Origin of the sequence: Rhodococcus sp. PBTS 1, from assembly GCF_001620025.1 — a bacterium.
Lineage (GTDB): Bacteria > Actinomycetota > Actinomycetes > Mycobacteriales > Mycobacteriaceae > Rhodococcoides > Rhodococcoides kroppenstedtii.
This window is the reverse complement of record NZ_CP015219.1, coordinates 971,080-996,945: the sequence shown is the minus strand read 5'-3', so window position 1 is coordinate 996,945 and position 25,866 is coordinate 971,080. Positions and strand designations below refer to the sequence as shown.

General features: G+C 68.1%; 30 protein-coding genes. 13 read left to right on the top strand and 17 right to left on the bottom strand.

All coding sequences use genetic code 11. The features are described 5' to 3' along the window. The first annotated feature begins 37 nt into the window (after positions 1-37). A complete protein-coding gene (locus A3Q40_RS04500; protein ID WP_068100005.1) occupies positions 38-505 on the top strand; it encodes a Rieske (2Fe-2S) protein in 468 nt (155 codons plus the stop codon). A 309-nt stretch (positions 506-814) separates the two neighbouring features. On the opposite strand, the gene A3Q40_RS04495 is transcribed toward A3Q40_RS04500, so the two are convergent. Beyond that, positions 815-2,290 carry an amidase gene (locus tag A3Q40_RS04495; RefSeq protein ID WP_068100002.1) on the bottom strand — a complete coding sequence of 492 codons (1,476 nt, stop codon included), beginning with the start codon at positions 2,288-2,290 and terminating at the stop codon, positions 815-817. Positions 2,291-2,466: 176 nt separating this feature from the next. On the opposite strand from A3Q40_RS04495, the gene A3Q40_RS04490 reads away from it, so the two are divergent. After that, positions 2,467-3,576, top strand: a complete 1,110-nt coding sequence (locus tag A3Q40_RS04490; protein WP_068100000.1) for an amidohydrolase family protein — start codon at positions 2,467-2,469, stop codon at positions 3,574-3,576. A 30-nt stretch (positions 3,577-3,606) separates the two neighbouring features. On the opposite strand, the gene A3Q40_RS04485 is transcribed toward A3Q40_RS04490, so the two are convergent. From A3Q40_RS04485 to A3Q40_RS04470, 4 genes are all read right to left on the bottom strand, one after another. After that, entirely contained in the window at positions 3,607-4,041 is a 435-nt protein-coding gene (locus A3Q40_RS04485; protein ID WP_068105211.1) for a VOC family protein, read from the bottom strand. 32 nt (positions 4,042-4,073) lie between these two features. Continuing rightward, a complete protein-coding gene (locus A3Q40_RS04480) occupies positions 4,074-5,267 on the bottom strand; it encodes a macrolide family glycosyltransferase (protein ID WP_068099997.1) in 1,194 nt (397 codons plus the stop codon). Between the two features lie 102 nt (positions 5,268-5,369). After that, positions 5,370-5,729, bottom strand: a complete 360-nt coding sequence (locus A3Q40_RS04475; RefSeq protein WP_068105209.1) for a PLDc N-terminal domain-containing protein — start codon at positions 5,727-5,729, stop codon at positions 5,370-5,372. 91 nt (positions 5,730-5,820) lie between these two features. Further along, positions 5,821-6,348: a hypothetical protein gene (locus A3Q40_RS04470; protein WP_157889505.1), complete on the bottom strand. Its 528-nt coding sequence runs from the start codon at positions 6,346-6,348 to the stop codon at positions 5,821-5,823. Between the two features lie 134 nt (positions 6,349-6,482). On the opposite strand from A3Q40_RS04470, the gene A3Q40_RS04465 reads away from it, so the two are divergent. Further along, the gene (locus A3Q40_RS04465; protein ID WP_068099994.1) at positions 6,483-7,040 is read left to right on the top strand and encodes a TetR family transcriptional regulator; all 558 of its coding nucleotides are present in this window, start codon (positions 6,483-6,485) and stop codon (positions 7,038-7,040) included. Positions 7,041-7,080: 40 nt separating this feature from the next. Here the strand turns inward: A3Q40_RS04465 and A3Q40_RS04460 are convergent, their stop codons facing one another. Next, on the bottom strand, positions 7,081-9,540 hold the full coding sequence (locus A3Q40_RS04460) for a cytochrome P450/oxidoreductase (protein ID WP_068099992.1): 2,460 nt from the start codon (positions 9,538-9,540) through the stop codon (positions 7,081-7,083). Positions 9,541-9,817: 277 nt separating this feature from the next. Between A3Q40_RS04460 and A3Q40_RS04455 the strand changes: the two genes are divergently transcribed. After that, the gene (locus A3Q40_RS04455; protein ID WP_068099991.1) at positions 9,818-10,774 is read left to right on the top strand and encodes an alpha/beta fold hydrolase; all 957 of its coding nucleotides are present in this window, start codon (positions 9,818-9,820) and stop codon (positions 10,772-10,774) included. Positions 10,775-10,784: 10 nt separating this feature from the next. Beyond that, positions 10,785-11,411 carry a DedA family protein gene (locus A3Q40_RS04450; RefSeq protein ID WP_069972901.1) on the top strand — a complete coding sequence of 209 codons (627 nt, stop codon included), beginning with the start codon at positions 10,785-10,787 and terminating at the stop codon, positions 11,409-11,411. On the opposite strand, the gene A3Q40_RS19705 is transcribed toward A3Q40_RS04450, so the two are convergent. Together A3Q40_RS19705 and A3Q40_RS20980 are read right to left on the bottom strand one after the other, a co-directional pair. Beyond that, on the bottom strand, positions 11,386-11,688 hold the full coding sequence (locus A3Q40_RS19705; RefSeq protein WP_235606445.1) for a response regulator transcription factor: 303 nt from the start codon (positions 11,686-11,688) through the stop codon (positions 11,386-11,388). The two genes, A3Q40_RS04450 and A3Q40_RS19705, sit on opposite strands and share 26 nt — an antisense overlap. Beyond that, positions 11,681-11,806 carry a hypothetical protein gene (locus A3Q40_RS20980; RefSeq protein ID WP_256365929.1) on the bottom strand — a complete coding sequence of 42 codons (126 nt, stop codon included), beginning with the start codon at positions 11,804-11,806 and terminating at the stop codon, positions 11,681-11,683. Before A3Q40_RS20980 ends, A3Q40_RS19705 begins: the two co-directional genes overlap by 8 nt. Positions 11,807-11,980: 174 nt before the next feature. On the opposite strand from A3Q40_RS20980, the gene A3Q40_RS04440 reads away from it, so the two are divergent. The 4 genes from A3Q40_RS04440 to A3Q40_RS04425 are packed head-to-tail and all read left to right on the top strand — an operon-like array spanning position 11,981 to position 14,471. After that, positions 11,981-12,970 carry an intradiol ring-cleavage dioxygenase gene (locus A3Q40_RS04440; protein WP_068099987.1) on the top strand — a complete coding sequence of 330 codons (990 nt, stop codon included), beginning with the start codon at positions 11,981-11,983 and terminating at the stop codon, positions 12,968-12,970. A 30-nt stretch (positions 12,971-13,000) separates the two neighbouring features. After that, entirely contained in the window at positions 13,001-13,225 is a 225-nt protein-coding gene (locus A3Q40_RS04435; RefSeq protein WP_068099985.1) for a twin-arginine translocase TatA/TatE family subunit, read from the top strand. Further along, the gene (gene tatC, locus A3Q40_RS04430; protein ID WP_235606444.1) at positions 13,222-14,025 is read left to right on the top strand and encodes a twin-arginine translocase subunit TatC; all 804 of its coding nucleotides are present in this window, start codon (positions 13,222-13,224) and stop codon (positions 14,023-14,025) included. Before A3Q40_RS04435 ends, tatC begins: the two co-directional genes overlap by 4 nt. Further along, complete coding sequence (locus tag A3Q40_RS04425; RefSeq protein WP_069972900.1) at positions 14,013-14,471, top strand: twin-arginine translocase TatA/TatE family subunit; 459 nt, start codon at positions 14,013-14,015, stop codon at positions 14,469-14,471. The genes tatC and A3Q40_RS04425 overlap by 13 nt, the downstream gene beginning before the upstream one ends. Positions 14,472-14,502: 31 nt before the next feature. Here A3Q40_RS04425 and A3Q40_RS04420 read toward each other — a convergent pair whose 3' ends face one another. After that, positions 14,503-15,774 carry an alpha-hydroxy acid oxidase gene (locus A3Q40_RS04420; RefSeq protein ID WP_068099983.1) on the bottom strand — a complete coding sequence of 424 codons (1,272 nt, stop codon included), beginning with the start codon at positions 15,772-15,774 and terminating at the stop codon, positions 14,503-14,505. A 491-nt stretch (positions 15,775-16,265) separates the two neighbouring features. On the opposite strand from A3Q40_RS04420, the gene A3Q40_RS20125 reads away from it, so the two are divergent. Then, entirely contained in the window at positions 16,266-17,171 is a 906-nt protein-coding gene (locus A3Q40_RS20125; protein ID WP_157889504.1) for a hypothetical protein, read from the top strand. A 105-nt stretch (positions 17,172-17,276) separates the two neighbouring features. Here A3Q40_RS20125 and A3Q40_RS20120 read toward each other — a convergent pair whose 3' ends face one another. After that, complete coding sequence (locus tag A3Q40_RS20120; RefSeq protein WP_157889503.1) at positions 17,277-17,651, bottom strand: hypothetical protein; 375 nt, start codon at positions 17,649-17,651, stop codon at positions 17,277-17,279. Between the two features lie 11 nt (positions 17,652-17,662). Next, a complete protein-coding gene (locus tag A3Q40_RS04405) occupies positions 17,663-18,505 on the bottom strand; it encodes a barstar family protein (RefSeq protein WP_235606443.1) in 843 nt (280 codons plus the stop codon). A 941-nt stretch (positions 18,506-19,446) separates the two neighbouring features. On the opposite strand from A3Q40_RS04405, the gene A3Q40_RS04395 reads away from it, so the two are divergent. Then, positions 19,447-19,758 carry a hypothetical protein gene (locus tag A3Q40_RS04395; RefSeq protein ID WP_068099972.1) on the top strand — a complete coding sequence of 104 codons (312 nt, stop codon included), beginning with the start codon at positions 19,447-19,449 and terminating at the stop codon, positions 19,756-19,758. A 28-nt stretch (positions 19,759-19,786) separates the two neighbouring features. Here A3Q40_RS04395 and A3Q40_RS04390 read toward each other — a convergent pair whose 3' ends face one another. Both A3Q40_RS04390 and A3Q40_RS04385 read right to left on the bottom strand, forming a co-directional pair. Continuing rightward, positions 19,787-20,026 (bottom strand): DUF2716 domain-containing protein, encoded by a 240-nt coding sequence (locus tag A3Q40_RS04390; RefSeq protein ID WP_068099970.1) that lies wholly within the window; start codon positions 20,024-20,026, stop codon positions 19,787-19,789. 39 nt (positions 20,027-20,065) lie between these two features. After that, positions 20,066-21,337, bottom strand: coding sequence for a hypothetical protein (locus A3Q40_RS04385; RefSeq protein WP_157889502.1), 1,272 nt, complete (start codon positions 21,335-21,337; stop codon positions 20,066-20,068). Between the two features lie 163 nt (positions 21,338-21,500). Between A3Q40_RS04385 and A3Q40_RS04380 the strand changes: the two genes are divergently transcribed. Together A3Q40_RS04380 and A3Q40_RS20585 are read left to right on the top strand one after the other, a co-directional pair. Beyond that, positions 21,501-21,713 (top strand): hypothetical protein, encoded by a 213-nt coding sequence (locus A3Q40_RS04380; protein WP_068099966.1) that lies wholly within the window; start codon positions 21,501-21,503, stop codon positions 21,711-21,713. Next, a complete protein-coding gene (locus A3Q40_RS20585) occupies positions 21,710-22,711 on the top strand; it encodes a hypothetical protein (protein ID WP_068099964.1) in 1,002 nt (333 codons plus the stop codon). The genes A3Q40_RS04380 and A3Q40_RS20585 overlap by 4 nt, the downstream gene beginning before the upstream one ends. A 16-nt stretch (positions 22,712-22,727) precedes the next feature. On the opposite strand, the gene A3Q40_RS20110 is transcribed toward A3Q40_RS20585, so the two are convergent. The 4 genes from A3Q40_RS20110 to A3Q40_RS04360 form a co-directional block, all read right to left on the bottom strand. Further along, a complete protein-coding gene (locus tag A3Q40_RS20110; RefSeq protein ID WP_157889501.1) occupies positions 22,728-23,231 on the bottom strand; it encodes a hypothetical protein in 504 nt (167 codons plus the stop codon). 123 nt (positions 23,232-23,354) lie between these two features. Beyond that, positions 23,355-23,747, bottom strand: a complete 393-nt coding sequence (locus A3Q40_RS20760; protein ID WP_235606442.1) for a hypothetical protein — start codon at positions 23,745-23,747, stop codon at positions 23,355-23,357. A gap of 395 nt (positions 23,748-24,142) precedes the next feature. After that, on the bottom strand, positions 24,143-24,364 hold the full coding sequence (locus tag A3Q40_RS20755; protein ID WP_235606441.1) for a hypothetical protein: 222 nt from the start codon (positions 24,362-24,364) through the stop codon (positions 24,143-24,145). 48 nt (positions 24,365-24,412) lie between these two features. Then, positions 24,413-25,462 (bottom strand): hypothetical protein, encoded by a 1,050-nt coding sequence (locus A3Q40_RS04360; RefSeq protein WP_157889500.1) that lies wholly within the window; start codon positions 25,460-25,462, stop codon positions 24,413-24,415. Positions 25,463-25,866 lie beyond the last annotated feature (404 nt).

Genomic DNA, 25,866 nt, shown 5'->3' with positions numbered 1-25,866 from the left:
GCCGATTGGGGGCGACCGCCGTGGGTATGTCGCTCCGATGAGCGAGGAGCGACGTGGCCCTGACCGCGACGACGCCGTGTCGGCGGACCGATCCGGTGTGCTACCGCCGGTGCTCCCCGCCGATCCGATCCGGGCGCGCGGGCGACGGTTGGTCGAGGTGTCCCGACTCGGCGATCGCCGCGTGGTGGAGGTGCGCACCGAGGACGGCGTGGACCTCGCAGTCGGCATGCTGCCCGACGGCACACCCTTCGCCGTGGGCAACGTCTGCCGGCATCAATTGGCCAAGCTCGGACGGGGCCGGGTCACAGACCGCGGTTGTCTCGAATGTCCGTGGCACCGAGCCGAATACGATGTTCGAACCGGGAAGATGGTCACCGGTCCGCAGGGAATGATCTTCGGTTTCCCGCCCTACTCCGCGGGGGTGCGGGCGATCGGGTCGCTGGTTCCGCTGTCGACGCGGCGGGTCTCGCTGCTGGACGGGTGGATCTGTCTGATCGACGGTTGAGGCCCCGACCGGGTGCGTGCGCGGGCGACGAGAGCCGCCGGCGCACGCACCGCGTCGGGTCGCGATCAGGACGCGATCTTGAGGAAATCCGTCAACGGCAGCAGGTTGCCGAAGTCGAAGTTGAGGAAGCTCAGGCCATTGAGGAAGCTGAACACGAATGTCTCCTTCTGGTGATGTCGCGATCGGTCTCGCGTGCGCCCAGTATGGACGGAATCCATTGCGTGGCTTCATTGTTCCGCATTGTGAGTGATCACCGACTCCATTGTGGGCCTGCACATCGACCGGCCGACGCGGGATGCAGGGCCATCGCTACCCGACGTTCGGCGGCGTGACATCGAACCACGGCATCGCCTCCTCCAGCTCACGGGCCAGACGCAGGAGTTGCGTCTCCCCGCCGGGTGGGGCGACGAAGTGCGAACCCACCGGCAGCCCGGACGCGGTGCGGAACAACGGCACGCTCAGGGCGGGCCGCCCGGTCAGGTTGGCCGCCTGCGTGAAGGGCACCACGGACAGATTTCTCATCACGCCCGCCTCGACGGCCCCCACGCGGGCCAGCACCGACCCGAGACGCAGGGCGAGTGCCGCACGCGCCCCGAGTCGCTCGAGCCCGGACGTCGCCAACTCGCCGATCCGCGGCGCGGGCGTCGCGGTGGTCGGGGTCAGCAGCAGGTCGAACCGACGGTGGAAGTCCGACAGAGCGCGAACGTGGTCGTGCCACCGGGCCAGCGCCGCGTCGTGGTCGACGGCCGTGGTGCGTCGGCCCAGTTCGGCCATCACCATCGTGTCCAGCTCGACGTCCGCGGACCGCGGCGATCCGATGGCGGCGACCTCGCTCGCGACGTTCACGAACCAGGGCAGCAGAAAATCCCGCGCCAGGGCCTCCTCGTCCACCGGCGGCGGCACGTCCTCGACGACGTGCCCCAGGTCGACCAGCAGCGTGCGGGTGCGCCGGAGAGCGTCCACCACCTCGGGGTCCGGAGCGTCGCAGAGGGCCGACGTGCTCTGCATGCCGATACGCAGACGTGGCCCCGTGGTGTCCAGCGCGGACAGATGCCCTTCCGGGAGGGTCGGCGTGACGTACGGTGCCGCCGGGTCCGAGCCGCGCAGGACGTCCAGCATGGCCGCGGAGTCCCGGACCGAGCGGGTGAGCACCCCGGTCACCGCACCGCCGTGGAAGTACTCGCTCGAGCGCGGTCCGCAGGGGACGACCCCGCGACCGGGCTTGAGCCCGACGAGACCCGAATAGGCGGCCGGGATGCGGATGGACCCGCCGCCGTCGTTGGCCCCGGCGGCGGGCACCACACCGGCGGCCACCGCCGCCGCGGAGCCACCCGACGATCCACCCGGCGAGCGGGAGGTGTCCCACGGGTTGCGGGTGGGCCCGAAGAGATCGGATTCCGTCACACCCTTCGCCCCGAATTCCGGGACCGCGGTCCGTCCGATGACCACCAGACCCGAGTCCAGCCACCGCTGCACCACGGTGTCCGTCTCCGCGGCCCGCGCGTCCCGGTAGGCGCGTGATCCCGCCGTCTCGACCACGCCGGCCTGGGCCTGCGCCAGATCCTTGAGCAGGAACGGCACTCCGGCGAACGGCCCGGACAGCGCGGTCCGTGAGCGGGACCGGGCATCGTCGTCCTGCCACTGCACGACGGCGTTCAGCGCGGCGTGAGTGCGGTGCGCGCGATCGAGAGCGACCTCGACCAACTCGCCCGAGGTCACCTCACCGTCCCGCACCAGCGCGGCGAGACCCAGGGCGTCGTACCGGCGGTACTCCTCGAAGTGCACGCGGCCGACCCTAGGGGTTCGCGGACGGTCAAGAGGGCGCCTCGCCGCCGCCCGGGATCCGTCCCGGTCCAGCCGGACAGTTCTGTGAAGCAGCACCCCGACCGACCCCCGAAACCTTGCTACCGTGCCGGGCGTCGGTCGGGGGCGGCCGGCGTTCATCGTCTCGGGGGGCGACCATGACACACGACGATTCGTCGAGCGGACGACCGTCCGACGCACTCCGCATCGGCCGGCGTCGGCTCGTCCAGGCGATCGCGGCGGGCGGGGCGCTCGCGCTGTCCCACGGTGGGACGGCAGGGGCGACTTCCTCCGGCGCGACCGGGCGGCGGATCGATCTGCACGGACACATGATCCCGCCCGACTACCGCGCCGCCGTCCTGCGCGCCGGCCTCCTCGCTCCCGGTGGTCTTCCGTTCCCCGCCTGGTCGCCGGAGGGCGCCCTCGACTTCATGGACCGGTTCGGCATCGCCGCGCAGGTGCTCTCGGTGTCCGATCCGGGCGTGCGCTTCGCCTCGGGCGGGGACGCGATCCGGCTGGCGCGCTCGTGCAACGACTACGCCGGAGATCTCCAGCGTCGATGGCCCCGGCGTTTCGGATCCTTCGCCACGGTTCCTCTCCCGGACGTCGCGGCGACGCTGACGGAGATCGCCTACGCGCTCGACGTGGTGGGGATGGACGGGGTCACGCTGCTGTCGTCGTACGACGGTGTGTACTTGGGCGACCCGCGGTTCGAGCCGGTGATGGCACTGCTGGACGCACGCTCGGCCACCGTGTTCGTCCACCCCGGCGAGATGCCGGCACCGTCGAAACCCGAACTGCCCCTGCCGGACTTCCTGCTGGAATTCCCGTTCGACACCACGCGGACCGCGACGAGTCTCATCCTGTCCGGCACGCTGGACCGGTATCCGCGCATCCGATTCGTCCTCGCCCACGCCGGCGGGTGCCTGCCGTTCCTCGCGACTCGCTTGTCGACGCCGCGCACGGTGGTTCCCGACGCCGTGCCGTCGGTTTCCCTGCTCGGGATCGGTGAGGCGTTGCGCCGCTTCTACTACGACACCGCGTTGTCGGCCTCGGCGTCCTCGATGCGGAGCGTCCTCGAGGTCACGGACGTCGGTCAGGTGGTCTTCGGCACCGATTGGCCGTTCAGCGGCGCCACCTTCGCGGTGGCCGAGACGGCCGATCCGGCGCCGGGACTGTCCGACGTGTTCGACGGGCCGCAACGGGGGCTGATCGAGAACGCCACACCGCTGTCGCTCGTCCCGCGGCTCGCTGCTGCGATCGGGTAGATCCGCGGCCGGCCGCGGTGATCGGGTGGCTCAGCCGCCGATGCGCTGCGCGAACATCACGATGATGCCGCTGGGACCGCGCAGATAGGTCAGGCGGAAGATGCCGTCGTACTCCGCGATACCGCGGAGAGGGTGACACCCGTGCCGCGCCGCGATGGCCAGCGAGGCCTCGATGTCGTCGACCTCGAACGCGACTCGATGCATCCCGATCTCGTTGGGGCGGGTCGGTTCCGTCTCGATCGGCTCCGGGTGCCGGTAGTGGAACAGTTCGAGACGGCTGTGACCGTCCGGCGTCTGCAGCATCGCGATGTCGGAGTGGTTCCCGTCCAGACCCACCGCCGTGTCGGTCCACTCGCCCTGCACGGTGTCACGACCGACCACCTCGAGGCCGAGGTCGGTGAAGAATGCGACAGCGGCGTCGAGGTCCCGCACCGCGATCCCGACGTTGTCCATACGGATCGGCATGACCGGCACGGTAGTCGGCTTCCGCCGCGTCGTCAGCGGAGTCGAGCGTAGGACTCGACGGCGTCGGCCGCGGCGTCGACACCGCCGTGCGCCCGGACGTCCGCGCGGATCTCGGCCGCGCGGGGTCCCCGGTCGAGCGCCCGCTCGACGGCGGCCCGGAGCGTCTCCGCCGTCACCTCGTCGAACGGGAGGTGGACGCCCGTCCCGATCTCGTCGAGCATCGCCGCGTTGGCGAACTGGTCCACGCCCTGCGGGATCGCGACCGTCGGCACTCCGAACCACAGTGACTCCGTGCACCCGCCCATGCCGGCGTGGGTGACGAACACGCGTGCCGACTCGAGCACCGCCAGCTGCGGAACGTGTTCGTGGACCTGCACATTCAGCGGAAGCGGCCCCAGGACGGCGGGGTCGACACGGCGCCCGATCGACATCACCACCTGCCACTGCGTGTTCCCGAAGGTCTCGATGCACAGTCGGTAGAAGTCCGGGCGGTCGTTGTAACCGGTCCCGAAGGACACGTAGAGCACGGGCCCCGACGGAGCCGACCAACTCCGGTCCGCCAGGCGGGCAGGATCCAGGCAAGGGCCGACGAAGCGCACGGACTCACGGACGCGATCCGCGTGCGGCTGCATGATTCTCGGTACCAGGGACAGACAGTGCTCCGGATACGTGACCCAGTCCCACGGGTCGGCTTCGATCCCGTTGTCGCGCAACCACTCCGCGTACGCCTCACGGTAGGCGACGCCGGTCGCCGACGTCCGCATCGGGGTCAGGACGTCGGCGAGATCGTCCTCGTACCCGTCCCAGGCCACGTACGCGGGCGACAGCTGGACCGCGGGGACGCCGTAGCGGACGCCGAGTATCGGTGCGGCCAATCCGCCGATGTCGTAGAGCAGCAGGTCCGGACGATCGTCGTCGTACGCCGTCGTCAACACGGGAAACGCGGCGATCGCCTCGTCGAGGAACACGTGCATCGCCGCGGCCGGATCGTCCGGCCAGGACTCCTCGCCCTGCGGGAGAAGCGAATCGAACGGCACCACCCGCGCACCGGTCGGCTCGACGAGGGAGGCCAGCGACTCCCCGACCGCGTAGGTGACTCGGTGCCCACGCCGCACGAGCTCCGCGATCACAGCGAGCGACGGGTAGATGTGACTCGGGGCCGTGGTCCCGATCATGGCGATGTGCAGCGACGCCGCCCCGGCCGGACGGGAGGAATGGACGACCATCGGGCACCTCGCGGGGTGTGGGGGAACGGACGCGTCGACCTTAGGGGCGATCTCGTGTCGCGTGCACGCCGATATTCTCGCGAACGAGGGCGATCGGGCCGCTCACGACTCTTCGGCGCGACGGCGTTCCCGCTCCACCCGGCGCTGTTCCTCGGCCCGCGCGCGGCACTGGCGCAGGAACTCGGCGTCGGCCTCCGGACTCTGCGCAACGGCGCGGCCGGGCCGGACGTCGTATTCCGCGAAGCCCGAGCGGGGCCGGGACGGCTCGCTGCCACCCCAGATTCCGGCACCGATGGGCCTGCCGACCGTCAGCCACAGCAGCGATCCGATCAGCGGAAGGAGCAGAACGACGAAGAGCCACGCCATCTTCGGGATGTGGCGCACTCCCCCGTCGTCGGCGGTGATCACGTCGATCAGACAGAAGACCAGCAAGGCCATCGTCAGCAGACCGAGATACGGCACGGAAGTCACCTCGTCGATTCGGAACGTTCGGTACGGAACCGCTCGCACTATACGGGCCTGCCGTGAACTCGGGGCGTCCTTCGCGACGTCGTCAGGCTTCGTCGAGCCTCTCGGCAACCAGGACGAGCGCGGACGCGACACGCCGCAACCGATCGAGCACGCGCGGTGACGTGAAGACTTCCCACGGCACGGGCGGACCCGACTGCGACGCGACGTACCCGGCGAGGTCGGCGGCCGCACCGGCCACCGCCGCAGCGACGACGGCGCTCTCCGAGAGTGCACTGTCGCAGGTGCAGTCGGAGACGGCCACGACCTCGCGAATCTCGGCAGCCACGGCGTGCGCCTCGCGGCGCGCGTCGTCGACGGTGAACCCGAGCTCGTCGTACCAGGACGCCGCGGCGCAATCGGCGGCCTCTCTGGCCGTCGAGATCGTGGTCGTCAGTGGCGACGAGTCCTCCGTCGTACGCCGCACCAGACCCAGAGCCGCCGCGAGGGTGAGCAGCTCGCGCGGGCCGGGATCGTGCCACGGTATCGACAGCAACGACGCCGACGCGGCCGCCAACGGCACCGTCGCGCACGCCGTGGAGGCGCGGCAGCCGTCGGAACGTCGAGCAGTCACCGCAGCATTCGTGGGTACCAAAAGAATGGATGGGTACCGTTGTTCGGGTCACATTCCTTTCCCGATCCGACGGAACGGAACCGAGCCCGAGTCCACGAGTGGCGGCGCACGGGTTCTGACCTAGGCTCACGGGCGTGACCGCGCCCGACTTCTACTCCGAACTGCGGGCCCTGCGACTCGAACGGGTTCTCGACGCCTCGGTGGAGATCATCACCGAACGGGGCTGGGACGCTCTCAGCATGACCGAGGTCGCCAAGCGCTCCGGAGTCCCCCGCCAGAGCCTCTACAAGGAGGTGGGCACCCGCACCGAGCTCGGACGCGCCGTGGTCGATCGGGAGGTCGGCCGTTTCCTCGAACAGGTCGGCAGCGGGTTCGCCGCACACCCCGACAGCTTCGAGGACGGCATCTCGGCGGCGGTGCGAGGCGTCCTCGACCACGGCCGATCCAACGCCGCCCTGGCCGCCGTCCTGCGTCCGGGACACGATTCCGGCCTGCTCGCGATGGTCACCGTCAACCCCGATGCCGTGCTGGGTCAAGCGAGCGCTGCCGTGCGCGCACTCGTCGGCGATCGGGCGTCCGAGGCACTGGTCGACTGCGTGGTCCGACTGACGCTGAGCCACCTCGTGCAGCCGACCGTGGACGTCGACGAGGCGGTCGACCGCATCGATCGGGTGGTCCGCAGCTTCGAGTGATTCGCCCCAGAGCCACTGCTGCGCATCCCGTTTCGGTGTCCTAGAGGTCGAGAACCAGCTTGGACGACAGCGATCGCGACACGCACGTCATCACGGTGTCACCTCGCTCGCGCTCGGCGCGGGAGAGCACGGAATCGCGGTGATCGGGCGTCCCGCTCAGGACGTCGGCCTCGCAGGTGCCGCAGATGCCTTCCATGCAGGATCCGATGACGTCGGCGCCGGCCTGCTCGACCGCGTCGAAGATCGTCGCGCCGTCGGCGACGGTGACGGTCACGCCCGTCCGCGCGCATTCGACCTCGAACGAGTCCAGGGCGCCGTCGGGCACAGCGACGGTCCGGGCCGCGAAGCGCTCGAGGTGCAGGATCTCCCCCGGCCACGGGGTGCACCGCGTCTCGACGGCGTCGAGAAGAGCAGCCGGTCCGCAGCAGTAGACGAGGGTGTCCGGGCGCGGCTCGCCCAGCACCGTGTCCAGATCGAGGCGTTCGCCGCGCTCGTCCTTGGCCCAGACGGTCACCCGATCGTCGCCGTCGAACTCGTCGAGAAACGCCATCGACGACCGAGACCGGCCGACGTACACCAGGTTCCACTCGGCCCCGGCGGACCGCGCCGCGGCGATCATCGCGCGGATCGGCGTGATGCCGATACCGCCGGCGAGGAAGAGGTAGCGCGACGCGGGAACCAGCGCGAAATTGTCGATCGGACCGCGGGCCCGGAGGGTGGCGCCTTCGACCAGCTCGTCGTGCACGTGCGCCGATCCGCCGCGGCCGTCCGGTTCCCGTAGGACGGCCACAGTCCACGACGACCGATCTGCGAGGTCCCCGCACAGCGAGTAGTGCCGGACCAGACCGGGCTTCAGCGTCAGTTCGACGTGGGCGCCAGGGGTCCAGGGCGGGAGCGAGCCGCCGCCGGCGTCGGTGAGCGTGAGTTCGACGACGCCTTCCGCGACCGCTCGCCGTCCCGTCACGCGCAGGTCGAGTTGCGTCCGTTCGGCGCTGCGCCCGCCGCGCGGGACCTCCGGTGCGGGTGCGCTCGCCGTGGACCCACCCGCGTCGGGCGTGGTGCTGTTGCGGTCGGCCTTCGTGGCATTGCGTTCACGCCAGGTGCCGTACTGCCGGCGCTCGCCACCCTTCGGAGTGAGCACCACCGACATCGAGCCGTAGCCGCGGACGAAGTTGGACTGCACCCGCGTCGGCTCCTCCACCACCTCGATGTCGTCGAAGCGCGTCAGCAGTTCCTCCCACAGGATGCGCAGCTGCATCTCGGCCAGTCGACTTCCCATGCACCGGTGCGTCCCGATGCCGAACGCGAGGTGATGGCGGGCGTTGCGCCGGTCGATGACGAAGTCGTCGGGGTTCTCGAACGTGCGCTCGTCCCGGTTGGCCGAGGCGTACCACATGACGACCTTGTCGCCCTTGCGAATGAATTGACCGTTCAGAACGGTGTCGCGGGTGGCGACGCGACGCATGTACGCCAGCGGCGTTTGCCACCGCAAAATCTCGTGCACCATCTTCGGGACGAGCGCGGGGTTCTCACGGAGGCGGTCGAACTGCTCGGGGAACCGGTTCAGGGCCAGCAGTCCGCCGGTCATCGAGTTGCGGGTGGTGTCGTTGCCGCCGACCACGAGCAGCACGATGTTGCCCAGGAACTCCATCGGTCGGTCGATGAGGTCCTTCGTGTCCTCGGACAGTTGCATGAGGGTGATGAGGTCGTACCCCGGCGTCTCCCCGGCGGCCAGCCGTGCGGCCTTGTCGTGCCAGAGCGCACTGAAGCTGCGGGCCGCCTCCGCCGCCGCCCGGTACGACGCATCGGTGTCCGTGGACCCGCCCGTCGCGGACGCGCTCGCCGCGACCAGGTCGGTCCACTCCACCAGCTTGCGACGCTCGTCGTACGGGAAATCCAGCAGTGTGGCGAGCATGCGGGACGTCAGCTCGATGCTGACGCGGTCGACCCAGTCGAAGGGCTCACCCACCGGGAGTTCGTCGAGGACTTCCGCGACGCGGGAGCGGATGAGCCCCTCCATCTCCTCCAGGTTCTGGGGTGCGACCACTCCCTGGACCGCGGCACGCTGCTGATCGTGACGCGGCGGATCCATGGCGATGAACATCTCGATGTCCAGACCTTCCGGCGGCGCACCGAGGATGATCTGCGGTTCGGCCGAGAACGTCTCGAAGTCCTTGTCGACGCGGACGATGTCGTCGTACCGGGTCACCGACCAGAACGGCCCGAACGCACTGTCGGCCCGGTAGTGGACGGGCGATTCGTCGCGCAGACGACGGAAGTAGGACTCCCACGCCCCCTGACGCCACAGGAACGGGTCACTGACGTCGATGTCGGTCAGATCGAGGCCCGCGACGTCGGGAAGCGGGGACTCGGTGAAGTGCGGTTGCCCGTCGTCGACCACGAGGCGCTTGGCGCGCTGCCACAGATGCAGTCCCTGGATCTGACGTTCCATCGGAACCACGGCCTGAGCCTTCGTGATGATCGTGTCGCGAACGCGCATGACGACTACCGCCTCGGTGATGAGTTCTGCTCCTGGTGACAGAACTAAACCACGCGTATCCGAAGATGACAATAGGTGCTTATTTGTCGCACCCCTTCGGGCCCGGCGCGCAGCGCGCCCGGCTACGAGCAGGTTGCAGCATGCGTACGTCGAGGTGCGCTGCGCCGCCTCACTGCCCTCGATCGTCGACTACCTGTATTGAGCCCAGCGCCCGTTGACTTCGAATCAACGACGCGCAACGATGACGGTCCGGTTTCGGGGCGTGTGGAGGTGTGCAGTGGGGGGCGGCGCTGACGTGTGGGACGGATACGGCGAACGCCTTCCCGGTGCGTTGCCGGCGAGCCGGTGGGAGGACCACGTTCGCGTCGTGGAGACAGCCTCCACCCCGGTGAGCTGCGTCGACCTCCCACGCGAGAATGCGCCGACGCTCGTTCTGCTGCACGGCATCTCGGCCGGGTGGCGGTGGTTCGCACACCTCTTTCCGGCGTTGTCGGAGCACTATCGTGTGATCGCGGTCGACCTTCCGGGGTTCGGCGCATCGCAGTTCTCGCGTCGCCACGTCACGTTCGACGGACTGGGCGACTCGGTCGTCGATCTGTGCGACGCACTCGACGTCGACGCACCCGTGGTGGTGGGCCATTCGATGGGCTCCCTGGTGGGGACGCGCGCGGCCGTGCGGCACCCGTCGCGGTTGGGTGGACTGATCATCACCGGCGGACCGATTCTCTCGCTGGTCCACCTCGGCCGGCGCCCGGTCGCCACGTTCCGGCGAAACCCGCGCTCGGTCGCCACCCTGGTCGCCGAATCCGCGATGGTGGGATTCCCGGTGCCTTCGTCGGCCGCCCGGTTCGTCGCCGAGTCGGAGCGCCTGCGCCGAGCGTTGTTGGGCGGCTTCGTCGCCCGGCCGGACCTGCTCGACACCGAGGTCGTACGCGCCACGATGCACGATCTGGGCGCACCCGCCACGTTCCCGGCCCTGGTCTCCGCCGTGACTCGCGATCCCGGCCGCGATCTCGAGCAGGTGCGGTGCCGCACTCGGATCCTGCGGGGCGACGGCGACGCCCTGTCCCCACCGGAGGACGTCGAGACGTTCCTGTCTCGCGTCCCGTCGGCGGACGAGGTGCGGTTCGCCCACACCGGGCACTGGCCGCACATCGAGCGCCCGCGCCGTTTCGTCGAGGAGGTCCACCGTTTCGTCTCCTCCGATGATGTTGCCCTCCAGGACCGGACCTGAGCCCCCGACGATGATGGATTGGCTCGCCGCCGCGGAGGCACTCGTGCTGTCCCCGTGGCTCTACGTGATTCTGCTCGTCGTGTCGTTCCTGGATTCGTTTCTGCCCGCGATTCCCAGTGAACCGTTCCTCGTCGTCGCCGGAATCGCCGCGGCGAACGGGGACGCGAACGTAATGCTCGTCGTCGCCGCGACGGCACTCGGGGCGTTCGGCGGGGATCTCGTGCCCTACTTCGCCGGTCGCGCGCTCGTCGATCCCGTGTTGCGACGCCTACCACCCGGCACGCGTCGTCGACGAACTCTCGACTGGGTGGGCACACAACTCGCCGACCGCCCCGGGCTGACACTCGTCACGTCGCGATACATTCCGGTCGGGCGCTACGTCGTCACGCTGAGCGCCGGGATCAGCAGGCTGCCGTGGCGCATCTTCGGTCCCTACACCGCGATCGCGGTGCTCACCTGGAGCATCTACATCGTCATGGCCGGCTATCTCGGCGGACAAGCGCTGCAGGACAACGTGATCCTGGCTTTCTTCGTGGGACTCGCGGTGGCGCTCGCCGTCACGCCGCTCACGCAACTGGCCCTGCGGCGGACATGGGGTCGACCCAGGCGTCTCAGGGCCGGGGGTCGTCCACGGTGACCACGTGATGTCGATACGCCCACACCGCCGCCTGCAGTCGCGACCGCACTCCCAGTTTCGGAAGTAGCCGGGCGAGATGGGATTTGACCGTACCCACCTCGACGACCAACGCGGCAGCGATCTCCTCGTTCGACATCCCTTCGGCCAGGAGGAGCAGAATCTCCCGCTCCCGCGCGGTGAGGAGATCGAGTGCCCGTCCCGCGACGCCGGCTTCGAGCGCGCGGAAGACGTAGTCGTCGATGTCGAAGGTGGTGCCACAGCCTCCTCCCCTATGCACGCAGACCGGCGCGGCCGTCGACCACGGCGGCCACCAGGAACGCCGCAGTGATCGGCCCGAGGTAGGCCCCGGGCAGTACACCGAGAATCTGGCTCGACGGGTGCAACCCGGTGCGCACGATTCTCCGACGGACGAGGTGGTCGCTCGACCTCCTGTGCGCCGATTCCCACCTCACCGGTCGGCGTCGACCGCTCCCGGGAACCTCACAGCGGAGGGTCAGGGTCCTCCATGGTCACCCCGGAAGTATCGATCGCATCGACGAGATCGACCGAGACGACCAGGAGTTACCGACATGACCGTTCCCACCCCCACGAACACCCCCGACGGACCCGCCTACGACGGACGCCTGCTCCCCCGCCCGGGTGAGGACGTCGTGGACCAGGGCGCCGGGTTCGACGTCACCACCCTGATCAGCCGCCGCCGCGTTCTGAGCATCCTCGGCGCGGGCGCCGGCGCGTTGGCCCTGGCGGCGTGCTCGAACTCGTCCGGTGCCTCGACGGCGTCCACCGCATCGTCGGCCACGACCGCCGCGACCGCCGGCACGGAGATCCCCGACGAGACCAACGGCCCCTACCCCGCCGACGGCAGCAACGGCGTGAACATCCTCGAGGAATCGGGAATCGTGCGCTCCGACATCACCTCGAGTCTCGACGGCGGCACCACCGTGGCGGGAGTACCGCTGTCGATGACGTTCACCGTCACCGACCTCGCGAACGGCAACCGGCCGTTCGAGGGCGTGGCCGTGTATCTCTGGCAGTGCGACGCCGCCGGTCTCTACTCGATGTATTCCGAAGGCGCAGAGGACGAGACGTACCTGCGCGGCGTCCAGGTCGCCGACGCCGCCGGCACCGTCACCGTCGACACCATTGTTCCCGGTTGCTATTCCGGCCGGTGGACGCACATCCATTTCGAGGTCTACCCGGACGTCGCCTCCGCCACCACGGCCGACAACGCGATCGCCACCTCGCAGGTCGCCTTCCCCCGGGACATGCTCGACGCGGTCTACCAGCTCGACACCTACCCGGGATCGGCGTCCAACCTCGCTCGAATCGGGACTCTCGACGACGACAACGTGTTCGGCGACGGATACGACCTGCAGATGGGCACTTTCACCGGCGACCCCGCCGCCGGCTACGTCGGGTCCCTCGCCGTCGCCGTCGACACCACCACGGAACCGACCGTCGGCGCAGCGCCCGGCGGCGGTGGACCCGGCGGCGGAATGCCTCCGATGGGCGGTGGCACTCCCCCCGCCGGCGGCCCGCCCGTCGCCCCGACCCCCTGACCCCACCCCACGACACCCCAAGGAAACACCATGTTGCACAACCTGACCGGCTGGCACGCGCTGATCGTCCTCGCGATCCTGCTGCTCGTCTTCGGCTCCACCAAGCTCCCCTCCCTCGCCAAGGGAGTCGGCCAGTCGCTGCGCATACTCAAGGACGAAGCACGCGACACGTCCACCGCCCCAACGGAGCGCGTGACATCGGCCGACCCGACCGCCGACGACGGTGCGCCGGTTCCGATCCGACACGCGTCGTGACCGCAGCCACCGCCGCGCGCGGCACCATGCCGCTCGCCGGGCACGTCACCGAGGCACGCCGTCGCGCGACCCGCGCGGCGGTGGCCTTCACGGTCGCTCTGATCCTCGGCTTCGTTCTCGCCGATCAGGTACTGGACGTTCTCCGCGCCCCCGTGGAGGAACTCGCACAGTCCCGTCAGGCCAGCTTGAACTACGACACCGTCACCGGCGCCTTCGATCTGCACGTGCGGATCGCACTCGTTGCCGGCGTCGTCCTCTCAAGCCCGATCTGGTTGCGGGAACTCCTCGCCTATCTGACCCCCGGTTTCACCTGGCGGGAGAAGACGTACGTCCTGGGGTTCTCCGCGGCCGCGGTGCCGCTCTTCGTCGCCGGCTGCACCTTCGGGCTGCTCCTCTTCCCCCGCATGGTCACCGTCCTGGCGGGGTTTTCGTCCGACCAGGACAGCACCATCCTCGACGCGTCGTACTACGTCGATTTCGTCATGAAGATCGTCCTCGCCACCGGGATCGCCTTCGTGCTGCCGGTGATCGTGGTGACGCTCAATGTCCTCGGTGTCTTGTCCGCACACCGGCTGCGACGCAGTTGGCGCGTCATCGTCATCGTCATCGTCGTGTTCAGCGCACTCGTTACCCCCGCCGCGGACGTGATGTCGATGTTCCTCGTCGCGCTCCCCATGTCGGCACTCTTCGGCGCCGCCGTCGCCGTCACCACTCTGCGCGACAACCGAATCCAACGACGCACCCGCGCCGTGACACCCACCGACCCGACACCCGTAGGAGATCCGGCATGTTCGGTCTGACCCTCGAGAAGCTGTTCCTCGTCGCTGTCATCGCCGGCGTCGTCCTCGGGCCCGCCCGCCTGCCGGACTACGCCCGACACCTCGCCCGAAGTGTCCGCAGCCTGAGACAGTTCGTCGACACCACCCGCGCTGCGGCGGAGCAGGACCTCGGCATGCCCCTGCGGCGCTCGGAGTGGGAGTCGGTGAACCTGCGCCAGTACGACCCGCGCAGAATCGTGCGCGACGCCCTCGAGGAACCGTCGCCGGTCACGAAGGACGAGACCACCGAGCAGGCAGCCCAGATGCGACCCGGGCAGAAGTACGTCGTCGCCGGGACCTCGTCGCACCCGATACGTGTCCCCATCGACGCCCTCGACGCGGACGACCCCCGACGCATCGCAGCACGACCCGACGGAAGCACCTCGACTCCCGACTTCCCGCCTCCGGTGGTGGCGGATCGCCGCTGACCCCGTCCTCACCGACGGTGTGCATGTCTGGTCAGGGGGCCTCGAGCGTCGATGCGGCCCGTCCTGCCGAATCCCTCGGAACCAGCCGAGTGAGCTGCGTGACGTGCTCCGGGGTCAGGTCGGCGAGCGAGTTCACCTGCAGCAGTTGCATGGTGCGGACGATCTCCTCGCGCAGGATGTCGATCATGCGGTCGACGCCCGCGCGGCCGCCGCCCATCAGGCCGTACAGGTAGGCCCGACCGACCAGGGTGAACGACGCTCCCATCGCGATCGAGGCGACGATGTCGGCGCCGTGCATGATGCCCGTGTCGACGGCGACCTCGAAGTCCGGCCCGACCTCTCGCACCACCGACGGCAGGAGATGGAAGGGCACGGGCGCTCGATCGAGCTGGCGCCCACCGTGGTTCGACAGGATGATGCCGTCGACCCCGCGCTCGGCAAGCTCGACCGAATCCGCCACGGACTGAACGCCCTTGACGACGATCTTGCCCGGCCAGATGCTGCGGATCACGTCGAGATCGGCGAAGGAGATGCTCGGGTCCATGGCGGAGTTCAGAAGCTCGCCCACCGTTCCCCCGGTCGTCGACAGGGATGCGAATTCCAGCTTGGCGGTGGTGAGGAAGTCCCACCACCACCACGGCCGCGGGATCGCGTTGGCGATGGTCGACGCCGTCAGTTGCGGAGGGATGGAGAACCCGTTGCGCTTGTCGCGCAGTCGCGCTCCGGCGACGGGGGTGTCGACGGTGAACAGCAGCGTGTCGAAGCCGGCGCGGGCGGCTCGCTCGACGAGCCCGAAGGAAATGTCGCGTTCCCTCATGACGTAGAGCTGGAACCAGTTTCGGCCCGTCGGGTTGGCTGCGCGTACGTCCTCGATCGAGGTGGTTCCGAGAGTGGACAGGCAGAAGGGGATGCCGGCGGCCCCCGCGGCACCGGCCCCCGCGACTTCGCCCTCGGTCTGCATGAGGCGGGTGAACCCGGTCGGTGCGATACCGAACGGGAGGGACGAGGGACCGCCGAAGACGGTGGTCGAGGTGTCGACTCGGGAGACGTCACGCAGGATCGACGGGTGGAACTCGATGTCGCGGAATGCTTGTCGTGCTCGGGACAACGAGATCTCCGCGTCGGCCGCGCCGTCGGTGTAGTCGAAGGCGGCCCGCGGAGTACGCCGCTTGGCGATCTTGCGGAGGTCCTCGATGGTGAGAGCAGCATTCAGCCGACGGCGGCGCGGGTGCAGATCCGGCTTCTTGAAGGACAGCAGCTCGCGCAGTTCGGCGGGGTTGGGCAGTTGGCGTTCGACGGGCATGAGCTCGATCTTGCCTCGGGACAAGGCGGTGTGTCTGCAGACGAACGGGGGTTGCCGGCAGGGCAACACCAACACGGCGCCGCCGACCGCCCCCACGTAGCACCTGCGCACACCATCAGGCGCTGCGTTTCCCACCGCCGTGTGAACGGCTCGACGTGGTGCAATCGGACCCCAAGAAGTTGACTGCCCGTGGCAGCGGCACGTTGGACACGTTCACGCTGCAGTGCAGCTCCACCATGGGCACCAAGAGGTCGGGAATGGGCTCCGGTTTCGTGCACAGCGTCACCTGCGCCGTCGACTCCTTCTACGCAGACGTTCTGCAGCCCTTGCGTGAATGGGTTCCAGCCGCACCTCACCCCGTAGACCCCGACGACACGTCGGTGAACGAGCACTAGCCGGAGACGAGACAAAAACGCCGTCCGCAGTCGCGCTCGACACGCCGGTGCGACGGGAGGTGCCGCTGCCGCATCACGAGCTTCTAGCGTGGGGCGATGATCTCCGACGTGTCCGCTTCCTTCCCGGAACCCCCTTTACCACTGGGTCCGTCCGGGCTTGTCGCCCTCGAAGCGGACCTGCTCGGCGCGGTCGCATCGGCGAAGCCACGCGCCTCCACTCTCGACGTGATCGAACGCGTTCTGAGAATGAGGGGAGGCGGCGGCAGCGTCGATTCCGTGCACACGGCTCTCACCACCCTGGCACTACCCGTTCGCCTCCAATTCCCGCTCTTCAGCTTTCACGGCAACGGGGGCACATGGGATGACGGAGCGGACTCGCCAGAAAACACGCGAGTCGCCCTGACGGGACTCGGCCGGGCCGCCGCCGACGCGGTCTCGGGGACAGGTCCGCCGGTACCGTGGGACCTGCTCAACGGGTCGATTCATCGGGGTGGCGCACGAATTGCGTTCACTGCCAAAGCCGTCGCCTACGCCATGGACCGCGCGTTGACGAACGAGCCCATCGACACCGACCACCTCGACCTGTGTGTCGCTTCCGGTGCGGTCGCTCGCGGCGACCTCCAGTCCTACGTCGACGGGCAGCCCACAGACTTCGACCTCGCCTCCACGATCGTGGCCACCGAGTCCGGAGCCGTGGTCAGGGGAGTCCCGCCCCGTATCAGCCCGCGAACGATTGCCGACTACGTCGGTCGCACATACCTCCTTCCCACAACGGACATGACGGTCGGATCCGACGTCCGCGTGAACGTGTGGGTGCCACCCGAGGGTGGCGACTCCAGGCTCGCTCCACTGCTGGAAGGAACGGACGAGGGGTTGCGCGAGCGCATCGTCCTATGGTTGGGGCAGCCACTTTCGCAGTTCCTGGCGGAATGGATACGGCGACACGGACCCGACCGCGCACGGGCAGGGCTGACTGTGTTGGCTACGACGGCCTCAGAATGACTCGGATGTGAACCATTCTCCGCCTCTGATTGACGAAGCACGGAGCAGCAGCCCTGAGAAGCCGCGGCCCTTGTGCAGCGACCGACCCGGTGGTCTAATTCGGCGTCATTCCGATTGCAGGCTTCGCATGATGGACAGGACAAAGGCCAGCGCCACCGTAGGTAGTATGAAACCAAGTATGTTGACGACGTTCGGCGCGCCACCCGAAAGCGTTCCGCCGACGCCGATGAGCCAGAGTATTGCGAGAGCTGCCGAAACTGCGTTGGAAGTTCGCTTGTCGACACGTAGTGCCGCTGTCACACAGAGAGCAACCACCAGCACCATAATTGCAATGTAGCTGAAACCGAAATAGTCGAATAGCGACTCATCGCAATCCAACCCGGTGTCAAACACCTCACAGCTCGAAATTTGAAGCAGTGGGTAGTTGCCGACTATGAGCATGTACGCGGTTGTCACTGCACCCAACAGAACCCAACCCACCGATATCGCTCTTAGTGCCACCAATTCCCGACTCCTGTTCGATCGTTGTTGAGCGCTTGACCTCGAACACCGACCGCGACGACCCACAACTGTGTGTTCTCCGGGGGCGGAACGGGCCGGTGGGCGGCGTTCAGAGCGGCCGCCCTCTCCGACGCCAGAACGGGGTCGCTGATCTGACATCGCTCGACTGCGTCCAGCGTGCCACCCAAGACCTCCCGCAACGTTTGGACGTAGTCCTCTATCCCACGGCCGTCCGCATAGACCTGGTACTCCAGCTCAAGGATGTCGCCACGGTCGAACGGCCACGGTGGGAAGGGTTCGACGTCCCACACCGGGCCGCGGTACACGGGCATACCGCCGACCGCGGGCAGGTTCGGTGTGGCCGCGTGGACGAGACACAGCATCGGGTGCGTGTACAGCGCCGCCAGGCGTGCCTGTTTCGCAAAGGCATCGAGCATCGTGTGCGCGGTATGTGGATCGAGCTCGACGACGGTGTCGAAGCCGCCGATCGCGACAACCGTGCCGGTGCTGTCCGGGTCACTGCCGTAGTCAAACTGGGCCACGTCGCGCAGAACATCCTTGAACGCGTCCGAATTGGCCCCGTAGTAGCTGGGGAACGACATCGCGTCCGCCAGCGCGGCGTGCATGTCGGCGATGCTGCCCCATCCGTCGGCATCCAACCGGTGAACGAGGTACCCGAGGTTCTTCAAACGGGTACAGGCGCTGCCGAGCTGAAACGGTGTGTCGTAGCGGCGTACGAACGCGTTCTGCAGGAGGCACCAATCGAACTGCTGTCGCTGCGCTGCGAACAGGTCACCGTCGGTCGGGTCGAACACTCCCCTGGCAGATGACATGTCGGGAGCCTATGGCGAGGGGCGGACGCACCGCATGTTCTTTACGACGAACCGGAATGCGTACCTTATCGGACAACTCGTTACGCACGCCGCGGGACCGGCGGGACATCACCGGGACCAAGGTCGGCATCTACTATCGGATTACGAGCTTCTCCATCACTGAGGAGGGAGGGAAGAGATTATCCGATGAGTGGTCTCGCGATCGCTGGAGTCCTCCTCGCACTCGGGCAGACGCTGACCGTGCGTTCGAACCTGGAAATTTCACAGTCGAATCGGGGTTTCCGGCTGCCGATCCTGTTCGGGCGGTTCGCCGTACGTCCGTCACGGGGCGTCTTGCGACGCCGACTCCTGGGGGCCGTCGCGATTCTTGCTGGGGCGTGGCAGCTCTTGGACGTCCTGTGGGACATGCGACCAGGCTGGGCGCTTTCAATCTCCGCCATTGTCGCGCTCGGTGGCTGCGTGCTGCCCCCGCTTGTCATGACCCTGCGCCACAACCGAAACCACCCGGTGACCGGAGGTCGGAGGTAATCGCCGATCGCTGCTCATTAGTGGGCGCCGCCAAGAGGTCCCCGATTCCCTCCATGGGTGATTACACCCGGTTCGACGGGCAGCAACAGTCTCGAATCCACAGCATGCGGATCAGCCTGACCAGTCTCTCCGAGGCCTTTGCGCCATAGACTCGACTCGTGGACGTGAGTCGGTCGGTGAGAAGCCGGCTCTGGTGGGTGCCCGGGCTGTTGAAAGTAGCCCTCGTGGCGGCCGTCGTGTCGTCGCCATACTGGTACGACAGATACCTGCGCATCATTCCCCGTGAGCCCGCTTCCCTTGTTTCAGAACCGACCTGCGTAGCTCCCGGCGTAGCTGCCGCGTTGACCAGTGGCCCCCGGTCGAACGCTTCACCCCTTCCTGCTGCCGGGACAATTCCCCCTACGTTCGTTCCAGTGGACGTCGTGCTGTGCTTGCAAGGCGACATCACTTCGGCGGGAATGGAGGTGATCGAGGAACATCGGTCAGGGGATCTCCGTCGGCTGGTCGCCGCTATAGCAGCGCCGTCGCGACCGGCGTCATGGTTCAGCTTCACCGACGTCGATGCCTCACCCGTCCCGCTGGTGTGGCTGGTCGACGCCAACGGGCGGGCGATGCTAGCGGAGCTTCCGCGCGAGCGGGAGCACGGCCTGGTCGCACCACCAGTCCTGGTGGCCATCGACCAACTGACACTCGTCAGCAGAACTATCCATCGCCCTTCTGCCTGATCAGCTGCGCCCGCGGATCCAGGCGAGTTCATCGACCTCGACACACTTCCGCTCCAACACCGGGCACGGTGGTTGCGTCGAACCGAAGGTCGAACGTCACCGACGGTGTCGGCTCGGTGATCGCCGGCCAGGCGTCGGCGTGCAGACCTGGCCGGAGGGCGCCGAACGCGGCCCGGAACCGTGACCACGCCTCGTCGTCCTGCTCCCTGTCGAAGTACGTCCACCCGGGCGGTAGAAGATCACCGTGGTCGACGGTGCAGGGCGTCATGGGCTCGATCGTGCCGCACCGGCCTGTTGTCGGGCCCCGTCACCGTTCGACCGCGCGCGCCGCGCGGCGACCGATCACGAACGAGACCAACGCTGCGGTCACGCACGTCAGCGCAGCGAGAGTGATCGCACCCGAGCTCGCCGCGATGACGGTGCCGGCCTCGGGAAGCTCGATTGGTTCACCCGTGACCCACATCAGCACACCGCTCGGCCGCCTCCCCAATGCCGAGAAGCCCAGGACCGCAAGCATTACCGGCAGCAGTATCCCCAGTGCCTTGATAGAGGGGTCCGATATCGGCGTCGACAGGAAGGAGTAGGCGGCGGCCACGGGGAGAATCGCGGTGTAGGCGATTGTCGATACGGTGTTGTCCCAGAACAGTCCGGAAACGCACACTGCCGCCAGCGCGCAGCACCCCGCCACCGTCGACGGAATTCGGCGGGCCATGACGAAACCCGCGGCGATTCCCACCAGCGCGAGCGGCGCCAACCACCACCCACTCCAGATCACGTCGTTGACCGCCGTGGCGGCGACTGCCAGGCCTGCGCAGAGGAATCGGCCGTCCGAACCGGACCGCAGCGCGACAACTGTCACGACGCCCACAGTCACAGCGACGGCAGCCACCCATTGCCCTGGGGACGAGGCGCTGTCACCGAACGACACGTAGACACCCCAGATGACCACCGCTGCAATCGGTGCTGCGGCCGACCGCGATAGTGGCGGCCGTGCAGGCAACGGCGGCAACCACTTCAACGTCGCTAGGATGACCACACCGACCAGAACGAGCACCGCGATCGGAACCAGCGTGGTCGCGGAATTGCCTCCGAGGCTGATCGACCAGTCCCGCGGTGAACCCAGGCGCGCATCGACTTCTCGCCGTGCGAAGTCAGCGGACGCCGCACCGAGAACCAGAGCGGTCAGGCAGGATCGTTCCGATCCAGCAGCGGACACCGCGAAACTCAGGAGCAGACCGGCCGCCACCCCCGTTGTCGTCGGTGCCAGACCCGTGGGCACCGAGACCACCGACGGCGCCGCAAGCACCGCGAGTCCGACAACAGCGCCGATAACAAGGGCAGCCCGGTTACCCGCGCCGAACTGAATCACGACCGCAGCCACCACGAGGGCAACGCCCGCTGCCCATGACGAATTCAAGAACAGGTCGGACCAATTGTTGCCGAACGCGTACTCGGTGCGAGTGGCGGTTTCGGCCTGGTACAGGTCGATCGGCCAGGCATTGCTCAGAGCCCATACAGCCACCAGTGCAGTCCCGGCAATTGCACTCGAGCGGAGAAGGATTGGGAACGAGAACGACACGTGGTCACCCTACGGCCCCGTGTCTCGTCAGCGCGCCGTCGTCCACAAAAGCCCGTTCGTGCGCGGATCGACGGTGATGTAGACGCCGTTGCAATGGGACAGCCAGTAGAGGCTCACCTGCCCGTGGATTCCGAGCCAGAGCAGGGACCGCACTGTCGTTCACGTGCGCACACCCCGGCTCGCGCTTACGGTCATCACCGTGGGCAATCCGCGCACCGCCGCCATCGGTCTGTACGTGCTGGCCGTGATCGTGCGCGTCCTGACGTGGTCGGGGACCTCAGCGGCCCAACGCAGCGCGGACGTCGTCCTGCTCCTCCTGGCCGGCGCCGTCGTCGCGGCGATACTCTCCGTCGGGTACCGAAAGGGTGAATCGTGACCGAATGGGTGGAAGTCCTGCGCGCCCTCACCACACCGAACGACGCACCGCTGCACGGGACCATCCGCGAAGACGCCGGTTCCCAGCGTGACCCGGTCATGTTCAAGACCGCTGGGTACCGGCCGATGTTCGTCCGGGCTGTCGACGACTGCATCGTTTGGCTCCACGGTCCCGCAACGCGCGTGGAGTACGACGGTGACCCCGTGTTCATCACCGACGGCACCACCGCCTGGGACTTCACCCCCGATCCGCAGCGCCCACTGGTGGGGCCGACGGATCGGGTGCACTACTTCGGTAAGAATCAGTTCCTGATCAAGCGACGCGCAGCCGCGGAATGGGCCGGTGACGACTTCACCAGACCGACCGGGCCCATCACCGAAGAGACGTTTGTCGACCGTCGTTGTTGGACAGTCGAACTCGCCCCGCCCGAACGCAAGCCGCACCCGATGCGCATCTGGGTCGACATCGAGACGGGCCGCATACTCGGCTACCGCGTCGACGCGGTCGGCGTCGGCGCGCACTATGTCGACCTGACGGTCGGAGAGCCTATCGATTCCTCGATATTCGCCTGGAGCGGTCCCACACAGACGCAACGAGAGCGTCAGGACGAACTCCGTCGCCGCAGCGACGACGTGAAGAGACATCAGGCGCAGTGGTTTGCGGGCACCGTGACCGCCGAGCCGCTCATCGCGCGCGTCCCCGTCGATTTCACCCCCACCACCGTGCCGGCCGCGGACGACGAAACCGGCGCATTCGAGGGGTACAACGAGCACACCATGCTAGCCCGGAACCCACGGTCCCCCGACGGGAGCTGGGCACCCAGATGGGGCCCGCTGCACTACGTGTGGTCCACACCCGACTGGGACTGGGCGGCCGCGATGAACGAGGTCGACATCGACGACGACACCGTGCACGCGTTGCAGAACATCCTCCACCCGGGCGTCCCCGTCGACCGCCAGCGACGCATCGATCCACCCCGCCGCGGCCGAGTCGATTGAGCCTCCCGATAAGCCCCTACGAGCTACCGTTCGTCTCGTTTGGGCCGACGGACCTGCCCAACAGCGTTCCCAGAGGAACCTCGATCTCGCCGACGTGAATGCTGCGTCTCCTCGAGGTGTGCCACCCCTGCGCCGCGGCCAGGACCGCACCCAACAGCGCCACCGCCACCACAGAGAATCCGATGCGGCCCAACATGATCAGTGATCCGACGCCGAGTAGCACCAGTGCCGCCACGCTCCCCCAGCGCGCGGCCGGGCGCGGCCACAACGCCGGCACCGCACACAGCAACGCAGCGCCCACGACGACCGCGGTCGCACCCCACCCGACGATGTCGAGGGTGGACATCATGCAGGTGGCGGTGGCGTCGATGATCTCGCACGAGCTCACCTGGTACTCGCGAATCGACCCGGCGACGACACCCACCGCGGCGACAATGGCCACGATCGAGGCCAGCACCAACCACGCCCACCGCGCCGAAGCCCCGGCAGTTGACCTTTCGCCGTGCATCGCCGCTGTCATCGCCTCAGCCTAAGCCGGTGGCTGGTCGTCCTCGACCCAGTCGAGCCGCTCCCCGTTTGACTCACTCACCCACAGGCGGACATCGTCGGCGACGATCCTCGCCGCGTCGGTGAACCAGTACGTCTAGTCCGGTGCCCACCCGGCGATGACGCTCGCACAGTCGTCGTCGACCGGAATCTCTGTCGTCGCAGCGGAGAGGTATCCCGCTGCGGTGAGGTGGACGCCGTCGTACACTTCGCCCACCCGCAACCAGTCCGGGATGACCCACCTGCCCGCCCGACCGGTGGTGCGGTACCACTCGTGTCGCTTCTGCGCCGTCACCTCGAGCGAAAATCGCCGGCACAACTGCGCCCACGCCTGTGGCCCGTCGACCTCGAACACCCGAGCACCCTCCGCGACGGTGACGCGCCGCGACACCGCTCGCGGCGGGTCCGAGCTGTCCTCGACGAACCACAACCCGCAGGCGTCCCATCGGCCAACAGACGAGACGAACACAGCGTCGGCGGCGTCGACCACCACTCACCCCCAACGCTGGCGGTGGGATCCGTGGGCCGCTCCCGCAGGGCGCGCTCCTCCTCCACTGCGGTGCGAACGGACCACTCGGACAACACCTCCGCCGCCGGCCGCCCCACCGCGGAATCGTCGAGAAGGTCCGCGTCACCGAAGCTCCATCCCACCGCCCACTGCTCGTTCAGCGCCGCATCCGCCGACCACCACTCGGTCCACGGGGACTGCGCGACGTGCTCGGCGACCCGCCGCAGCGCTCCCCGCACGGCATCGGTCGCGGCGAGAACGTCCGCGCCATCCGGTTCCTGCCAGTACCGCGCTAAGTCCATCGAGAACTCCATCGCTTGCCGCACCGCGGTCGCGGTCATCTCCGGCAACACCACGCGGGTGAGTCGGTCCGCTACTTATTCGGCGGTCACTACCGTCCGCCGCGCCTCCTCCGCACCGGGACCGAACATGACCACCCCGGAGCCCCGATCGACGTCGAGGAGATACGCCGCCAGGAACACCGCCCTGTGAAACGAGTTGTCCGACTGCACCTCCGACAACCGTTCCGCCGCATCTGCATATTCGAGCAGCAACCGTCGAGCACGCGGACCCGCCAACAACGTCTCGACCACACTCATCGCTTCACCATCCCAGACAGACGACGACGGCCCCCACCGATTGCCGTGTCACACGAGTCGCGCAGCGATACCCGCCACGTCGATCACCTCGGGGTCGGCCATCACGGGGCTGTCCGTGCGGAACCGGCGCACCGCACCGTCGATGACGAACACCTCTCCGTCGGCGCCGGCAGCGACCCGTGCCGTGTGTGTAGAGACCGGCACACTCGTCACCGGCTCGAGGCTGGCCGAATCGTGCACGGTCAGCACCCAGGACGCCCGCGTCCGATCCACCACGACAGGTCCTGGCAACGGCCACCACCCGGCCGACGTGCCGTTCGGGGTGGGCGTCACGGTCCAGGACAACTCGTCCGTTCGACCTCCTCCGACGGGGTGTCTCGCGAAGATGCGTTCTCTGCGCACGCTCAGGTCGGACTCCACCACCCCGACGTCTGCACCGTGCACCAAGCGCAGCGCATCGCCCATCAGAAAGGGCTTCCGGTGCCGGTTTCGCACCAGCGGGATCGCCGATCCGACCGTGCATTCGCCCGAAGACGACACCCGCACCAGATGCAGCTCCGACCTCCCCCGTGGAAGCACCGCCGCGTAGACGTAATCATCCACCACCACGATCGAACTGACATGACCGGCGACGGCGGCAAGGTCGACCGGTTCGCGACTGGGCGAATACTGCCGCCACACCGCCGTACCGGTACACGCCACCAGACTCCCACCGGCCGCGGCACCGGCGACCACTGGCTGATCGTCCACCCGCACCGGATCCGCACCCTCGGTCACCCAGAACGTGCCGTCCTGGCCGGTGACCCAGCATCCCGACGGGGTCGCGTACACCCTCCGCGGTGTTCCGATCGCCCCCGGCAGCATCACGCGAGTCGCGCGGTCGTCGGCGTCGATGCGCAGCACCACCGGCAACGCGGAATCCACCACCCACAACACACCACCCGCGGCACTCACATCACCGGGCACCAGCTCCGGCCGAACCGGCAGCGCCGGAACGTCGTCCAGGTCCAGATCGACCACCACACTGGTCTCCATATCGGCACTGTCTCCGTCGTGCTCGGTGTCCCCCAAGCCAAAGAACCGCGGAGCGGTGTCCACCTCACGCAGCCGGTAGTGACCGGGGACGGAATACCAACCCCCGGCGCCGCGGCGCTCGTACCGTTCGGACGCCATCCGCACCCGCGTCACCCGGCCGCGGAACCGACCTCGCATGTCGGGCCCGAACGAACCCCAGAACACCCCGGTGAGGTCGACCTGCCCGGTCCGCGGAACGGCACCCCGCCACGACGCCGTCCACCCGTCCCCACGCAGCAACCCCGACCACTCCCAGCGGCGCGGGGATTTTCGCCCGTGTACTGCCAGATAGGGGGCCGCTCCGACGGCACCAACTCGGCCCGTACCCGCACCGCATGCGGTGCTTCGGCACCGGTTTCGATGAACTGCAATGGCCCGGCCAACACTTCGCCGCGGCGCGGCACCGCGATCTCCCCGTCGCCGATAAC

Bases quoted from the DNA above. Each gene is read 5' to 3' on its own strand.
- A3Q40_RS04420 (WP_068099983.1), bottom strand. From the start codon at position 15,774: ATGCCCGTCGAACGCCAACTGCCCAACCCCGCCGAACTGCGCGAGCTG.
- A3Q40_RS04485 (WP_068105211.1), bottom strand. From the start codon at position 4,041: ATGCCGATCCGTATGGACAACGTCGGGATCGCGGTGCGGGACCTCGAC.
- A3Q40_RS20110 (WP_157889501.1), bottom strand. From the start codon at position 23,231: ATGACAGCGGCGATGCACGGCGAAAGGTCAACTGCCGGGGCTTCGGCG.
- A3Q40_RS04500 (WP_068100005.1), top strand. From the start codon at position 38: ATGAGCGAGGAGCGACGTGGCCCTGACCGCGACGACGCCGTGTCGGCG.
- A3Q40_RS04425 (WP_069972900.1), top strand. From the start codon at position 14,013: ATGTTCGGTCTGACCCTCGAGAAGCTGTTCCTCGTCGCTGTCATCGCC.
- A3Q40_RS20755 (WP_235606441.1), bottom strand. From the start codon at position 24,364: ATGAGTGTGGTCGAGACGTTGTTGGCGGGTCCGCGTGCTCGACGGTTG.
- A3Q40_RS04490 (WP_068100000.1), top strand. From the start codon at position 2,467: ATGACACACGACGATTCGTCGAGCGGACGACCGTCCGACGCACTCCGC.
- A3Q40_RS04480 (WP_068099997.1), bottom strand. From the start codon at position 5,267: ATGGTCGTCCATTCCTCCCGTCCGGCCGGGGCGGCGTCGCTGCACATC.
- A3Q40_RS04450 (WP_069972901.1), top strand. From the start codon at position 10,785: ATGATGGATTGGCTCGCCGCCGCGGAGGCACTCGTGCTGTCCCCGTGG.
- A3Q40_RS04435 (WP_068099985.1), top strand. From the start codon at position 13,001: ATGTTGCACAACCTGACCGGCTGGCACGCGCTGATCGTCCTCGCGATC.
- A3Q40_RS04390 (WP_068099970.1), bottom strand. From the start codon at position 20,026: ATGACGCCCTGCACCGTCGACCACGGTGATCTTCTACCGCCCGGGTGG.
- A3Q40_RS20125 (WP_157889504.1), top strand. From the start codon at position 16,266: ATGATCTCCGACGTGTCCGCTTCCTTCCCGGAACCCCCTTTACCACTG.
- A3Q40_RS04460 (WP_068099992.1), bottom strand. From the start codon at position 9,540: ATGCGCGTTCGCGACACGATCATCACGAAGGCTCAGGCCGTGGTTCCG.
- A3Q40_RS04405 (WP_235606443.1), bottom strand. From the start codon at position 18,505: ATGTCATCTGCCAGGGGAGTGTTCGACCCGACCGACGGTGACCTGTTC.
- A3Q40_RS04440 (WP_068099987.1), top strand. From the start codon at position 11,981: ATGACCGTTCCCACCCCCACGAACACCCCCGACGGACCCGCCTACGAC.